This is a genomic window from Nostoc edaphicum CCNP1411, from assembly GCF_014023275.1.
Lineage (GTDB): Bacteria > Cyanobacteriota > Cyanobacteriia > Cyanobacteriales > Nostocaceae > Nostoc > Nostoc edaphicum_A.
Window position 1 is genome coordinate 3,757,893 of record NZ_CP054698.1, and the last position, 13,313, is coordinate 3,771,205.

The window sequence follows — 13,313 nt, forward strand, 5'->3', positions numbered from 1 at the left end:
TGAGGTTGATTTCTTTAGCGTGACTGCTGAAATTTATTGCGTAAAAATATTGCTGTTGAATTCATCAACAGCAGCACGAGCATCAAAACAATAATGCCAGCAGCAGCATTTTGGTGAAACTCTACTTGAGGACGAGAAACCCAATCAAAAATTTGAATTGGCAGTGCTGTAAAAGAACTTTGCAAACCTTGGGGAGAAAGCTGGGGTAAGAAAGTAATAAAGCCAACAGCCCCAATTACAATCAACGGAGCCGTCTCACCAATCGCTCGTGAGAGTGCGAGAATTGTACCGGTCAGGATTCCTGGTAAAGCAATAGGAAAAATTTGTTCTCGGATGATTTGCCACCTATTAGCACCAAGGGCAAAACCTGCTTGCCGTAGACTATCGGGAACAGCACGCAGCGCTTCACGAGTAGTAATGATGATAATTGGTAGAATCAACAAACTCAAGGTTAAAGCACCAGCTAACACCGTGCGCCCCCTGGTGATTGGTTCCATCACTCGCACAAAAACTTGCAAGCCCAACAAGCCATAAATAATTGATGGGACTGCGGCTAAATTTGCAATATTGATTTCAATTAACCGAGTAAACCAGTTGTCCGTGGCATACTCTTCTAAGAAAATTCCTGCGCCTACTCCTAAGGGAAAGGAAATTAAGGCAGTTATTACCAACAGCCAAATACTGCCAACTAAGGGGGCCAATACTCCAGAAGAGGAGGCACGGCGAGAGGAAAAACTAGTAAGAAAAGACCAATTCAAGCGGCCAACACCGTCAGTTAAGACATCTATGAGCAAAATGGCTAACACCACTAATGCGAAGAGAGTCGCACCCCAAGTAGCGATCGCAAAAATTTTGTCGAGATTGTAGCGCTTATTGATCGAGAGATCAAAATTCTTATTTTCCCCAGAGTCAGACAAATTTGTAAACGGAGTATTGCTCTTTGTCATTCGTATTTCTCCCGGAAGCGGCGAACAAACCAGTAACTAAAAATATTCAGGGCTAAGGTAATGAGAAACAAAGTCATACCCACCGCAAAAATAGTTTTATAGGCCAGTGAACCTGCTGGTGTGTCTCCTTTGCTGACTTGGACAATGTATGCTGTCATTGTCTGAATTGGCACTAGCGGATTTAAACCCAACTGAGGATTTTGACCAGCCGCGATTGTAACAATCATTGTTTCACCAATAGCGCGGGAAATAGCCAAGATAAAAGAAGCTACTATCCCAGATAAAGCCGCTGGTAAAACTACTGAAACAATGGTTTCCCGCTTAGTTGATCCCAATGCATAGGCACCTTCGCGCAAACTACGCGGAACGGAATAAAGAGCGTCTTCACTCAAAGAAGCTACCAAAGGAATAATCGAAATTCCCAGTACTATACCTGCACTCAAAGCATTGAATCCCTGCATCCCAGGGATAAATGATTGGAGGAAGGGTGTAACTGTGAACAATGCAAAGTAACCAAATACAACGGTGGGTACTCCTGCCAATATTTCTAGGGCAGGCTTCAGCCATTTGCGGAGTTTTGCTGGAGCATATTCACTTAAGCAGATAGCGGCTAACAATCCTAGTGGTAATGCTACTGCGATCGCAATTACAGATATAAGCAATGTGGCACTAATTAGCACCATGATTCCAAACTGCTTATTAGTAAACAGCGGCGTCCATTGTGTGTCTGTTAAAAACTGCCAAATCGAAACTTCTTGAAAAAATTCAACAGTCTCAAAAATCAGCGTTAAGACAATGCCAATTGTGGTTACAACCGAGACAAAAGCAAACAAGGCAAACAGCGCTCTGACGCCAGTTTCCACCCGTTTACTCAAAGCCCGATTGGGCTGCCATAAGTTGGAATTACTTGGTTGATTAGATAACGGGTTGGAAGTCATTTACGGACAACCTCATAAATTAAAACTCCTTTTGTATTTATGGACACACTACCATTCTATGAGAACTGCCCTCAAGCTGGAAATAAAGCTTACTCTTAAGACCGTAAGCCTTAAAGAAAGTCAGTATAAAGAGGCTTTTTTGACAAGCTACTATTTCCAGCTACTAGGGCTGAGTGCAAATTGTGCAGATAATCTCACATTCTCAAAAAAGTAATTAGTAGATAACTCTTACTTTTCTTGCTTAAGAAGTTCTTTCAGAGTAACGCCCACTTGAGAACCTTTACCCTCAAAAACGGAACCTACTTTCCCGCTATTGAAGCGTGCTTGAACTTCAGTGAGTATATCGCTAGGTAAAGGCACATAACCCACTTCTGTAACTAGCTTTTGGTTGGCTGGAGCATAATTGAAATCAACAAAAGCCTTGACTTCAGGACGGGTTGCCGCAGTTTTCTTAACGTAGATAAACTCTGGACGAGCAAGCGGCTGGTAAGTACCATCGCCGATGGTTTGTGGACTCGGCTGAACACAGCCCTTGCCATTGTCAATACCAACCAGCTTTAACTTCTCTTTGTTGTTCTCATAATAGGCATAACCAAAGAAACCTATACCACCTGGGTCAGCGGTTACACCTTGCACCAAGGTATTATCATCTTCACTAGCAGTGTAGTCTCCGCGGCTTTCTCCTTCTTTACCTATAACTGCTTGAGTGAAATAGTCATAAGTACCAGAGTCAGTACCAGGACCGTACAAACCTATTTTCTGGGCAGGAAATTGAGGGTTAATTTGGTTCCATTGGCTGACTTTGCCTTGTGCCCCAGGTTCCCACATTCTTTTTAGTTCATCAACTTTGAGGCAACTTGCAAAGTTGTTTTGAGGGTTAACCACTACAGATAGACCATCGTAAGCAATCGGCAATTCAATGTATTCGATGTTACCTTTCTTGCAGAGTTCCACTTCTTCCGGCTTAATGGGACGGGAAGCATTAGAAATATCAGTTTCACCCGCACAGAATTTCTTGAAGCCGCCACCCGTACCAGAGGAAGCCACAGTGACTTGCACTCCAGGATTAGCCTTTTGAAACTCTTCTGCCATCGCCTCAGAAATAGGATAGACGGTACTAGAACCATCAATCTGGACTTTTCCAGATAAATTCGATCCAGCTGCTGTATTGGTGGCTGGGGTAGCACCGCCATCAGCTGGACTAGAGTTGTTAGAAGCTTGATTGTTATCGCCGCAAGAGCCAATACCAATTGCTAGAGCAACTAGGGGAGCAACCAACCGCACCTTTGAAGAGAACATAAGGATCTTTATAGAATGATGCTATGGATTAACAGTATGAACCTTAGCACTCTAGAGTAAGAGCAAGGTTAAGAAACGGTTAAGAAAACCCTAATACATACTTATAAATTTCTAAAATTCAAAGTTACTAAAAGCACACATTAGAAAGCATAATATTTGATGTATGGATGAAAATTATACCACTAATTACTATTAGTGAGATGAAGTAAAACATAAATAATTTGGGTACGTTTTAAATATTTTTTTGAATCCGCACATTTTTAAATGAATTTACTATACAAATTAGCAATCAATTATCAATCAAGAAGCAGCTTTAATGTAGGATATTCCATAGTGAAATGGGAACCCAGACCTGTCCTTTTGGTTCTGTGTACTCCTACTCTTAAGCAAGCTATAGAACTCCTATTTGATTTTTGAAAAAACTTAGTACACATCCAATATGGCTCACTTAAAGGGAAAAGGTTTTAAATATATCCTTGACCCCTTTACCCTTTAACTTTTTCCCAGACCACAAGGAAAGTCAAGAGTGTACACATCTATTCCCTTCTTTCTGTTTCCTATTCGTTATTCCCTGTTCTCTCTCTACGCAAATAGGTTCAGGAATCAAATCTGATTCCTATAGCAGTATAGGCATAGCTAAGGTGGGAGAGTTTATATATTAATGTTTATACTGGTTGCTGTTGGTTTGCCCTTTTGCCTTTTCCTGGTTGCGTGATAAATGTTTGCTGCTTCCAATCAATTACTATGGTCTATGATTGGCTTACTCCTGACAATGGGTGGCACTTTTCTAGAAGCTTATGGCATCACCTTACCTTGGACTTGGAGTCAGCACGGAATTCAGACTTTTTCTTTAGGTGTCACTTTTCAAATTGGCGCAGTACTCTTGGTAGGCTGTTTAGGGGGCAAAAATGCCGGTGCGCTGTCGCAAATTGCCTACTTAGTCATGGGATTAACATTATTACCTGTATTTGCCGATGGCGGTGGTATTGGTTATATCAAGCTATCTCAGTTTGGTTATTTACTAGGCTTTATTCCTGGAGCTTGGATTTGTGGCTTAGTTGCCTTCAAAGCTAGACCTAGACTAGAAACTCTTGCCTTTAGTTGCGTCTGTGGCTTGTTAACTCTCCACCTATGCGGTATTACTTATTTGATTATTAGCTATTTTTTTCAGTGGAAAGGCACTGAAAATCTACCCTTGATGCAAGCAATCCTCAGATACTCCTGGTTTGCATTACCAGGTCAACTAACTGTCGTCTGTGCAGTTACTGTAATAGCATATGTACTGCGTCACTTAATGTTTTATTAGTTTATTGTCCTTCGTCCTTTGTCATTTGTCAAAAGCTCATGACTAATGACCAATGACCAATGACCAATGACCAACGATCAATGACTAATTAGCCATGCGTTTAAAAAATCGTCTTTTCTGGATCGCTGCTTTCATAGCTTTTTTCTTAGACCAAATCACAAAATACTGGGTGGTACAAACCTTTAGCTTGGGGCAGACACTACCACTCTTACCTGGGATATTTCACTTCACTTATGTCACTAACACTGGTGCCGCCTTTAGTTTATTAAGTGGGAAAGTAGAGTGGTTGCGCTGGCTATCTTTAGGAGTGAGTTTAGTATTGATAGCGTTGGCGTTGTTTGGCCCAACATTAAATTTGTGGGATCAGTTGGGCTATGGCTTGATTTTAGGTGGAGCGATGGGCAACGGTATTGATCGTTTTGTTTTAGGCTACGTCGTTGATTTTCTTGATTTTCGCCTGATTAACTTTGCTGTGTTTAATGTAGCAGATTCATTTATTAGTATTGGTATTGTTTGCCTGTTAATTGCTTCGTTGCAAAAAACACCAACTTCAAATGGCAGATCGCATTAAACTATTAAGCCTGGGATGATTAATCCCAGGCTTGTTATTACTGAAACCTTTAGTCAGTCCTATATGCGAAGACTTGATCTGTATGGTTACAGCGATTTTTGTTTGTCATCTTACACCAGTTCGCATGACTGGTGGAAAAGTTTAAGAAAGATGCACCTGCGATCGCTGATGGCAAACTAGTATTCGGATTATGCCCCAGCTTTCAATTTAATTACCCGTTGCAGGAGTATTCGGCGAACTAGAACCGGGAGTACTGGGAGAGAGACCTGGTTCGGTAGTGCTACCAGGAGCGCCTTCAGGAGGAGTAACACTTCCTGGTGCTGGAGTTAAGTTGCTAGGAGCGCCTTCAGGAGGAGTAACACTTCCTGGTGCTGGAGTTAAGTTGCTAGGAGCGCCTTCAGGAGCAGTGACACTTCCTGGTGCTGGAGTTAAGTTGCTAGGAGCGCCTTCAGGAGGAGTGACACTTCCTGGTGCTGGAGTCAAGTTGCTAGGAGCGCCTTCAGGAGGAGTGACACCTTCTGGTGCTGGAGTCAAGTTGCTAGGAGCGCCTTCAGGAGGAGTAATACCTTCTGGTGTAGTTGTGCTATCAGGAGTGGTGGTATCTGATGGCGTGGTTTCTGCTGGTACTGTAGTGCCACCAGGAGCGCTAGGGGTTACTGCTGTGCCGCCGGCACATCGAGAGTTAAGGGGGAAATTCTGGCACAGAATTTTCATCCCTTCTGGCGACATCTTGATTTCCGTTGGTGCACTAGTGGATGAATCGCTACTGGATTGGGCTATGGGGGATTTACTGGATTCGGCTACAGCAATGTTAGCGGTGAGCGCTAAAGATAGAGCTGTACCAATCATGGTCAGAGATTTTCCCATCATTCTGAAATTAACCTCAACGGAACACTCGGCCCATTAAAACAGACAATGAGATTTAGAAAATCTTCCTAAATGAATATATTTAGGTTTGTTTCAGAATATGTGGATATGTAAAATTGGTAAAAATTAAATCTGTTATTTATTGGTAGCTAGTGTTTAAAAATACAAAGCAAAAAATTATGTTTGTAGTTATTGAACTAGTAATAGTAGATTAGATAAACCTTTGAGAATGGAGAAAAATCTGTGCCTATGTACACAAGTGATGAAAATAACAAGTTAATTTTGAGTAAAAGCTGAATTTAAAGTATAAATTAGCTCAAAAAGTTCCGTATAGCTAAATTATGCTTTGGCTTATGAGTAAAATGATGAAAGACTAACATCTAAAATTGTAATTCGCCTGATTCTTCACTAAAAACTGTGATGTGAATAGCCGATGAGTTCTCCCCAACCCCCTCACAAGCCACAAACGTTACTAGGTCAACTGACTCAAGCAGTACATACGATTCAAGCTAGGGTCGATTTTTCTAAATTGGCGCTCAAGCCTAATGCCAAAGTACCGGAACTCTGGGTGCAGGACGCGGGGGCGGATAAGGCAGAGGTATATCCACTCTTGGGCGATCGCTATATTCTCGGTCGTAGCTCCAAATCCAGCGATATTGTCATCCGTAACCCTGTTGTCAGCCAAATTCACCTGTCGCTATCGCGCAATTCTACTCAGCGCACACCAGTTTTCGTAATTAAAGACGAAAACTCCACCAACGGCATTTATCGTGGCAAGCGTCGTGTTAGTTCCCTAGAACTGCGTCACGGCGATATTCTCACCCTGGGGCCTCCAGAACTCGCCGCTTCTGTGCGGTTGCAATACGTCGATCCACCAGCCTGGTATGTCAAAGCTACAAGTTGGACAGCTTATGGTGTGGGTGGTGTCAGTGCACTATTAGCATTAGTGATTGGCGTCGAATGGCTAAAATTTTCAGTTAAACCTCTACCTACAGCTACACGCGCTCCAGTAGTTGTTTACGCCCGTGATGGAGCCACCCCGCTAAGAGAGCCTCGGACGATCTCTCATGTAGACATGAAGCGATTAGAGGAATTTGGCCCTTATTTGCCTGCTGCTGTAGTGGCTTCAGAGGATAGTCGTTATTACTGGCACTTTGGGGTTGACCCTCTGGGGATTTTACGAGCCGTGTTGATCAATAGCCGCAGCGGAGATGTGCAACAAGGAGCTAGTACTGTTACCCAGCAAGTTGCCCGCAGTTTATTCCGCGAGTATGTAGGCAGACAGGATACCCTTGGACGCAAATTGCGAGAGGCAATTGTCGCCCTGAAGCTCGAAACCTTTTACAGCAAAGATGATATTTTGCTGATGTACTTAAATCGGGTTTTTTTGGGGGGAGATACTTCTGGCTTTGAAGATGCAGCCCGATATTACTTTGAAAAGTCGGCTAAAGAATTAACTTTGGCAGAAGCAGCAACATTGGTAGGAATTTTACCAGCCCCCAACGCTTTCGATTTTTGTGGAGATGGGCCAAATAAACTAGAAGCGGCGGAATATCGGAATCGCGTGATTAAGCGGTTGCTGGAGATGGGCAAAATTCAACCTGATGATGCAAACCGGGCCAGACGTTCCACCGTCCAAGTTAGTCCTAAAGTTTGTGAACAGCAAGCTAAAACGATCGCTCCTTATTTTTACAGTTACGTCTTCTCTGAGCTTGAATCAATCTTGGGGGAGGGAGCCGCAAGAGAAGGAAACTATATCATTGAAACCAAGCTCGATCCAGCAATACAGAGCCAAGCAGAAGCAGCGTTGAGTAATTCAGTGAATAACGCTGGTAGAAATTTTAATTTTTCTCAAGGGGCGGTAGTCACCCTTGACTCCAGTACAGGCAGTATCCTCGCAATGGTTGGCGGGACTGATTACAGAAAAAGTCAGTTCAATCGTGCTGTTCAAGCCAAAAGACAGCCAGGTTCCACCTTCAAAATATTTGCTTATACCGCCGCTATTCAACAGGGATTTTCAGAATCAAAAAGTTATTCTTGCGCTCCTTTAACTTGGCAAGGTTTTACTTATAAACCCTGTCGTGCGGGTGCTGGTGCTAGCTTAGATATTGCTACCGGGCTGGCGCTTTCAGAAAATCCCATCGCTCTGCGAGTTGCACGTGAAGTCGGGCTGGATAAAGTCGTGGCAATGGCGCAGCGTTTGGGGGTAAAATCAAACCTCGATCCCGTTCCTGGCTTGGTATTGGGTCAAAGCGTGGTCAATGTTTTGGAAATGACTGGTGCTTTTGGCAGTATTGGCAATCGCGGTGTTTGGAATCGTCCCCATGCCATTAACCGAATTTTAGACAGTGGTGATTGCAGCGATCGCAATGATATCAAAACTTGCCGTGTGATCTACTCCTTTGACCAAGATCCAGATGCCAACAAACGAGTGCTGACAAATGGTGTAGCCGATGAAATGACTAGTTTGATGCGTGGTGTAGTTACAAGAGGTACTGGTCGTAGTGCCGCCATTGGATTAGGGGAAGCTGGTAAAACTGGCACGACTGATAAAAACGTTGACTTGTGGTTTATTGGTTTTATCCCTAGTCAGCGACTTGTAACTGGCGTTTGGCTGGGAAACGACAATAATTCCCCAACATCTGGTAGCAGTGCTCAAGCCGCTCAATTATGGGGAAATTATATGCGGCGGATTACAAGGTAATTGGGCATTGGGCATGGGGCATTGGGAATTGGGAACTATTGATCAATAAATGATCAATGGACTTTTGTGAGAAGACCTGATTTTGAGGACTTAGAAGTTTATAGACTCGCCGAAAAGTTAGCTAATGAAATTTGGCGTATTGTTAAAGGATGGGACAATTTCACTAAAGATACACTGGGCAAGCAAATTGTTCGGTCTGCTGATAGTATTTGTGCCAACATCGCAGAAGGTAGAGGTAGATATAGCGACCAAGACAATCGGCGTTTTGTCAAGATTGCGAGAGGGTCTTTGTATGAAACTATCAGCTGGTTGAGGTTAGCCTACGCCAGACAGTTATTGACAAATGAACAGGTAAGCAGATTTAAACCAATCCTTGATGAACTGTTGCCCAAGCTTAATGCTTATCTAAAATCCATAGGGAATAGGGAATAGGGAATAGGGAATAGGAACTTAATTCTCTTCCCCATGCCCCATGCCCCATGCCCCATGCCCCATGCCCCATGCCCCATGCCCCATGCCCCATGCCCAATTACTGATATCCCTGCCAAGGAGTGACTTCAAGTTTACCGCTAGGCTTGAATATTACTTGGAAGTGGGCGAGAGGTTCTTTGTTATTGGGAGCAGCTACATTAGAACCGTAGATATCGTTGAACATCTTGGGAAGGGGTGTTTCCCGAAAATAGTCAAAGGCGACTTGGTTTAGTGGTTCATAGTCAGCGATTACACCCTCTTTGTTGAGCGCTACCCGATATTTCAAATCTCGCGTAAATGTGGGGGTACCATTCCAGGTTTGGCGAACTGTATTATAAAGTTTTTGATTTAAACCTTTAGTTATATTAGAGTCAGTAATTTTTGCTCCTACTACCTCTGGTGTCCTAGCATATCCCCGCCAAGGACTAACTTGCAGCACACCTTGTGTAGTAAACACTATTCGGAATTGAGCGATCGGTTCATTAGAAATGGGAGCGCGGTTAGCAGGATTATAAAGTAAGTTAGGCAGAGGAGTTTGCCCGACTCCTTGATTTGCCTCTTTATTCACCGCCTTGTAACCAACGATCGCTCCATCCGCAGCTACACCCAGACGATAGATCAAATCCTGTTGCAATCCAGAGCGATTAGTCCAAGTTGGATGAATTTGGTTATATACTTGGCGATTCAATGCACGCAGCTGCGATGGATCAGTAATTTCCGAAACTGTATTTAAAAGTGCTTCTAAATCTTTAACTACTGGCTTTGCACTAGCTGTAGGTGTTGGTGTGGGCGTTGGAGCCGCAATAGGTGTTGCAGCAGCTGATGCTGGAGGAGTAATGCTCTTTGTTGTAGAGCTAGTTTGCTCATCTGTCTTAGGCTGCGGTGGACGCATTTGGGGAGGTGGAATCAAGTTAAATGCGATCGCTGCTACTGCTAAACTTGAGACTCCTACAGCAGCAGGAATAGCTTGCTTGATTAAGGCTTGACTAGCACCGCCATAGCGTCTGGTAACTGGTTGTAGTTCTAGGGATAGTTCTGGTAGAGTCTGGGTATCAGCAAAAAACTGATCCACTGCTTCCACTAAATCAAACAACTGCACCGTATTTAAATCTATTTCAATAGGCGGGCGTTTGGAATTATTAGACTGAGACTCGAACCCCTCTGGAGCACCTTCTGAATGGATGATTAACCTGTGTCGGTTGCTGTCAATTTTTTGAAACTCTACCAGTTCCGATTCCTGGTTATGTGCTTGGGGATTAGGTACACTACTTAAAAATTCTTGGGCATAGCCACTAACAGCCCTCACCAAACTTTCAAAAAATTCTCGCCCTCCCGTTATCGGTTGGTTGTAACCAGATAAATAGCATTCTGCATTTACCAATATTGATAATTCTGGGCGCATTTCCTGGAAGTGTGCGGCCCTAGTGACATCACTTAACCCTTCTAAAAGCAGTGTACAATTAGGTAGACTGTACTTACGTTGAATATTCATTCCACTTCACCGTCAAAAAGACTAATCCAGAACCGCTGCATTCCAGCTGTACCAGTACAAAAGAGTAATTGTCCTAACAAATTGATTGCTAGCGCATCTAATTTTTCATCAGAAGTTAATGCTAAGACACCAGAACGCCGAGCATTCATCCGGCTCTTAAAATGTGCTCTAAACCTTTCTAGGTAATTAGATAGCCGCAAATTCTGTTCTAATGGAATCTGCTTTTCTTCCATTTGTTCACATATCATTAGTAACTGGCGAATGACAACAGTTAAACGCCGTGCTATGTAGCAAGCAATGACCACCAGAGCTTTTGCTTCCATAATAGTTAAGGGACGGCGCATGTGCGCCCTTCGTAGCGGGTTAGAGCTACGCATCCGCCATAAATTCACCCTATCTTTAACAATTCCTTTAAGATCCAACTCTTGAGCAAAAGCCAGGATTGCTTCCGAACCACCAAGCTCTAAAGCTTCAATTGCCAGTAAAATCAGGTCAATTTGCAGCCTGGTTCTCCGAGGACAGGTTTTGGAAGCGATCGCAGGATCTGGTAAAGTGTCCAGAATCATTGGCAGTGACTCTTGGGTTGAACTGTTGAACGGCGTTAAACTTGCGGAGACATTCATTCTATAAATACCTTGTGCGGTTCCAACAGATTAGGTAAAACAAATTTAAGATCGGTAGCCAAGACTTGAACACTAGATTTGTGGCATTAACATGACTACCTGATATATACATTAGTTAGCTCTTTCTACTCAAAGGTTTCCCTATATTGAAATCAAAATCTTAAAACATCAGTTAATTCACCTCATTTGTAAGTGCAATCCCTTTTCTAGCTTGGTTTAGATTCTAATTATCGTCAATAAAAGGCGAAGTTTCAGCCTCGACCCCCAGCGTATGACATTATAGTGTACGATTTTTCAGGTATCTGAAATTGGGGACTGAGAACTGGAGACTGGTGACTGGGGACTGGCATAGCTATGAATTTAAATTAATAACTCCTCACTCTTCACTCCTAACTTTCCCTAATCCCTACTCCCTACTCCCCATTTTATGGATTTAAAGTCTCTCGTTCGTGACATCCCAGATTTCCCAAAACCCGGAATTTTATTTCGGGATATTACTACGCTGCTTCGCGATCCAGAGGGATTGCGCTACACTATTGACTTTTTAACACAAAAATGTAATGAAGCTGGAATAACAGCAGATTATGTCATTGGTATGGAGTCGAGGGGATTCATTTTTGGTTCACCTCTGGCTTATAAATTAGGGGCTGGTTTTATCCCCGTCCGCAAAAAAGGTAAGTTACCAGCAGCCGTTCACTCAATTGAATATGAACTAGAGTATGGTACAGATTGCCTAGAAGTGCATCAAGACGCTTTACATCAAGGTAGCCGAGTTTTAATTGTGGATGATTTGATTGCCACAGGTGGAACTGCCAGTGCCACAGCAAAGTTGGTACAGAAGATTGACTGCGAACTAGTAGGTTTTGGGTTTATTATCGAACTACGGGATTTAGAAGGGCGTAAATACCTACCAGACGTGCCGATTATCTCTGTAATTGAATATTAGTCATTAGTCATTGGTCATTAGTCATTAGTCAGTAGAAAACAACTGACTAATGAGGAAGGACAAAGGACAAAGGACAAAGGACAAAAGACAAATGACATCTACGAGAATTTCCTTGGAGACAGGTCGAGATTGGCTAATCAGGCTAGTCACGAGCGACACTTTTATTTATGTGGTAAAGCGGCTATTGCAAGCACTGCTAACTTTGTTGTTGGCGTCAGCATTATCGTTTTTCATAATTCAACTCGCTCCCGGTGATTATGTAGATACGCTACGGCAAAATCCGAAGATATCTCCAGAAAGAATTGAGGAAATCAAGCGGCAATTTGGTCTGGATAAGTCTTGGCTAGAGCAATTTTGGCTGTGGCTGTGGCGAATCTTGACAAAAGGAGATTTCGGCACGAGTTTTATTTATCAACGTTCAGTATCGTCGCTGCTGTGGGAACGAGTACCAGCTACTTTGCTATTAGCGATCGCATCTTTAATTGTCACATGGGCGATCGCCATCCCTTTAGGGATCTTTGCCGCTGTTAATCAAAATAAACTAGCAGACCGCATTCTACAGGTGATCAGTTACGCTGGACAGGGCTTTCCCAGTTTCATCACAGCCTTAGCGTTGCTGGTTTTAGCCCAAATCACCTCTCCACTGTTCCCTGTGGGGAGTATGACTAGCATCAATCACTCGGAACTATCGTGGTTTGGCAGAATCTTAGATGTCGGCTGGCACATGATTTTACCCACAATCGCCCTCTCAATTACTAGTTTTGCTGGTTTACAACGCATCACTCGCGGCGAATTATTGGATGTGCTACGTCAAGATTACATCCAAACGGCTCGTGCCAAAGGTCTGCCAGAAAACCGCGTTATCTACGTTCATGCACTCCGCAACGCCATAAATCCCTTGATTACCTTATTGGGTTTTGAATTAGCTGGTTTATTAAATGGTGCCTTTATTGCCGAATTTTTCTTCAACTGGCCCGGTTTAGGGAGATTAGCTTTACAGGCTTTACAAGCTCAAGATTTATATTTATTAATGGCAAGCTTAGTAATGGGTGCAGTGCTGTTGATTGTTGGCAATTTAATCGCCGACTTGCTGCTCAAAGCAGCCGATCCACGCATTCGGCTAGAAAACCTCAATTAGCAACAATGCTA

At 43.2% G+C, this 13,313-nt stretch carries 12 protein-coding genes; 6 read left to right on the forward strand and 6 right to left on the reverse strand.

The features are described 5' to 3' along the window. Positions 1–14: 14 nt before the first annotated feature. The 3 genes from pstA to HUN01_RS18400 all read right to left on the reverse strand — a co-directional run bounded on the left by pstA (position 15) and on the right by HUN01_RS18400 (position 3,184). A complete protein-coding gene (gene pstA / locus HUN01_RS18390; RefSeq protein ID WP_181932459.1) occupies positions 15–947 on the reverse strand; it encodes a phosphate ABC transporter permease PstA in 933 nt (310 codons plus the stop codon). Continuing rightward, positions 944–1,885, reverse strand: coding sequence for a phosphate ABC transporter permease subunit PstC (gene pstC / locus HUN01_RS18395; RefSeq protein WP_181932460.1), 942 nt, complete (start codon positions 1,883–1,885; stop codon positions 944–946). The genes pstA and pstC overlap by 4 nt, the downstream gene beginning before the upstream one ends. 228 nt (positions 1,886–2,113) lie before the next feature. Continuing rightward, positions 2,114–3,184: a PstS family phosphate ABC transporter substrate-binding protein gene (locus HUN01_RS18400; protein WP_181932461.1), complete on the reverse strand. Its 1,071-nt coding sequence runs from the start codon at positions 3,182–3,184 to the stop codon at positions 2,114–2,116. 718 nt (positions 3,185–3,902) lie between these two features. Here HUN01_RS18400 and HUN01_RS18405 point away from each other — a divergent pair. Continuing rightward, on the forward strand, positions 3,903–4,490 hold the full coding sequence (locus HUN01_RS18405; protein WP_181932462.1) for a biotin transporter BioY: 588 nt from the start codon (positions 3,903–3,905) through the stop codon (positions 4,488–4,490). A gap of 94 nt (positions 4,491–4,584) precedes the next feature. Next, positions 4,585–5,061 carry a signal peptidase II gene (gene lspA, locus HUN01_RS18410; RefSeq protein ID WP_181932463.1) on the forward strand — a complete coding sequence of 159 codons (477 nt, stop codon included), beginning with the start codon at positions 4,585–4,587 and terminating at the stop codon, positions 5,059–5,061. Between the two features lie 207 nt (positions 5,062–5,268). Here the strand turns inward: lspA and HUN01_RS18415 are convergent, their stop codons facing one another. Next, entirely contained in the window at positions 5,269–5,931 is a 663-nt protein-coding gene (locus HUN01_RS18415) for a hypothetical protein (RefSeq protein ID WP_181932464.1), read from the reverse strand. 430 nt (positions 5,932–6,361) lie between these two features. On the opposite strand from HUN01_RS18415, the gene HUN01_RS18420 reads away from it, so the two are divergent. Both HUN01_RS18420 and HUN01_RS18425 read left to right on the forward strand, forming a co-directional pair. Then, positions 6,362–8,632, forward strand: a complete 2,271-nt coding sequence (locus HUN01_RS18420) for a transglycosylase domain-containing protein (protein WP_181932465.1) — start codon at positions 6,362–6,364, stop codon at positions 8,630–8,632. 66 nt (positions 8,633–8,698) lie between these two features. Then, positions 8,699–9,064, forward strand: coding sequence for a four helix bundle protein (locus tag HUN01_RS18425; protein ID WP_181932466.1), 366 nt, complete (start codon positions 8,699–8,701; stop codon positions 9,062–9,064). A 97-nt stretch (positions 9,065–9,161) separates the two neighbouring features. Here HUN01_RS18425 and HUN01_RS18430 read toward each other — a convergent pair whose 3' ends face one another. After that, the gene (locus HUN01_RS18430; protein WP_181932467.1) at positions 9,162–10,595 is read right to left on the reverse strand and encodes a DUF4335 domain-containing protein; all 1,434 of its coding nucleotides are present in this window, start codon (positions 10,593–10,595) and stop codon (positions 9,162–9,164) included. Then, positions 10,592–11,218, reverse strand: a complete 627-nt coding sequence (locus tag HUN01_RS18435; protein ID WP_069071111.1) for a DUF3038 domain-containing protein — start codon at positions 11,216–11,218, stop codon at positions 10,592–10,594. The genes HUN01_RS18430 and HUN01_RS18435 overlap by 4 nt, the downstream gene beginning before the upstream one ends. A 427-nt stretch (positions 11,219–11,645) precedes the next feature. On the opposite strand from HUN01_RS18435, the gene HUN01_RS18440 reads away from it, so the two are divergent. Both HUN01_RS18440 and HUN01_RS18445 read left to right on the forward strand, forming a co-directional pair. Next, entirely contained in the window at positions 11,646–12,164 is a 519-nt protein-coding gene (locus HUN01_RS18440) for an adenine phosphoribosyltransferase (RefSeq protein WP_181932468.1), read from the forward strand. 91 nt (positions 12,165–12,255) lie between these two features. Then, the gene (locus HUN01_RS18445; RefSeq protein ID WP_181932469.1) at positions 12,256–13,302 is read left to right on the forward strand and encodes an ABC transporter permease; all 1,047 of its coding nucleotides are present in this window, start codon (positions 12,256–12,258) and stop codon (positions 13,300–13,302) included. The last annotated feature ends 11 nt before the right edge of the window (positions 13,303–13,313 follow it).

Bases quoted from the DNA above. Each gene is read 5' to 3' on its own strand.
- HUN01_RS18440 (WP_181932468.1), top strand. From the start codon at position 11,646: ATGGATTTAAAGTCTCTCGTTCGTGACATCCCAGATTTCCCAAAACCC.
- HUN01_RS18405 (WP_181932462.1), top strand. From the start codon at position 3,903: ATGTTTGCTGCTTCCAATCAATTACTATGGTCTATGATTGGCTTACTC.
- HUN01_RS18400 (WP_181932461.1), bottom strand. From the start codon at position 3,184: ATGTTCTCTTCAAAGGTGCGGTTGGTTGCTCCCCTAGTTGCTCTAGCA.
- lspA (WP_181932463.1), top strand. From the start codon at position 4,585: ATGCGTTTAAAAAATCGTCTTTTCTGGATCGCTGCTTTCATAGCTTTT.
- HUN01_RS18430 (WP_181932467.1), bottom strand. From the start codon at position 10,595: ATGAATATTCAACGTAAGTACAGTCTACCTAATTGTACACTGCTTTTA.
- HUN01_RS18415 (WP_181932464.1), bottom strand. From the start codon at position 5,931: ATGATGGGAAAATCTCTGACCATGATTGGTACAGCTCTATCTTTAGCG.
- HUN01_RS18435 (WP_069071111.1), bottom strand. From the start codon at position 11,218: ATGAATGTCTCCGCAAGTTTAACGCCGTTCAACAGTTCAACCCAAGAG.
- HUN01_RS18445 (WP_181932469.1), top strand. From the start codon at position 12,256: ATGACATCTACGAGAATTTCCTTGGAGACAGGTCGAGATTGGCTAATC.
- pstA (WP_181932459.1), bottom strand. From the start codon at position 947: ATGACAAAGAGCAATACTCCGTTTACAAATTTGTCTGACTCTGGGGAA.
- pstC (WP_181932460.1), bottom strand. From the start codon at position 1,885: ATGACTTCCAACCCGTTATCTAATCAACCAAGTAATTCCAACTTATGG.
- HUN01_RS18420 (WP_181932465.1), top strand. From the start codon at position 6,362: ATGAGTTCTCCCCAACCCCCTCACAAGCCACAAACGTTACTAGGTCAA.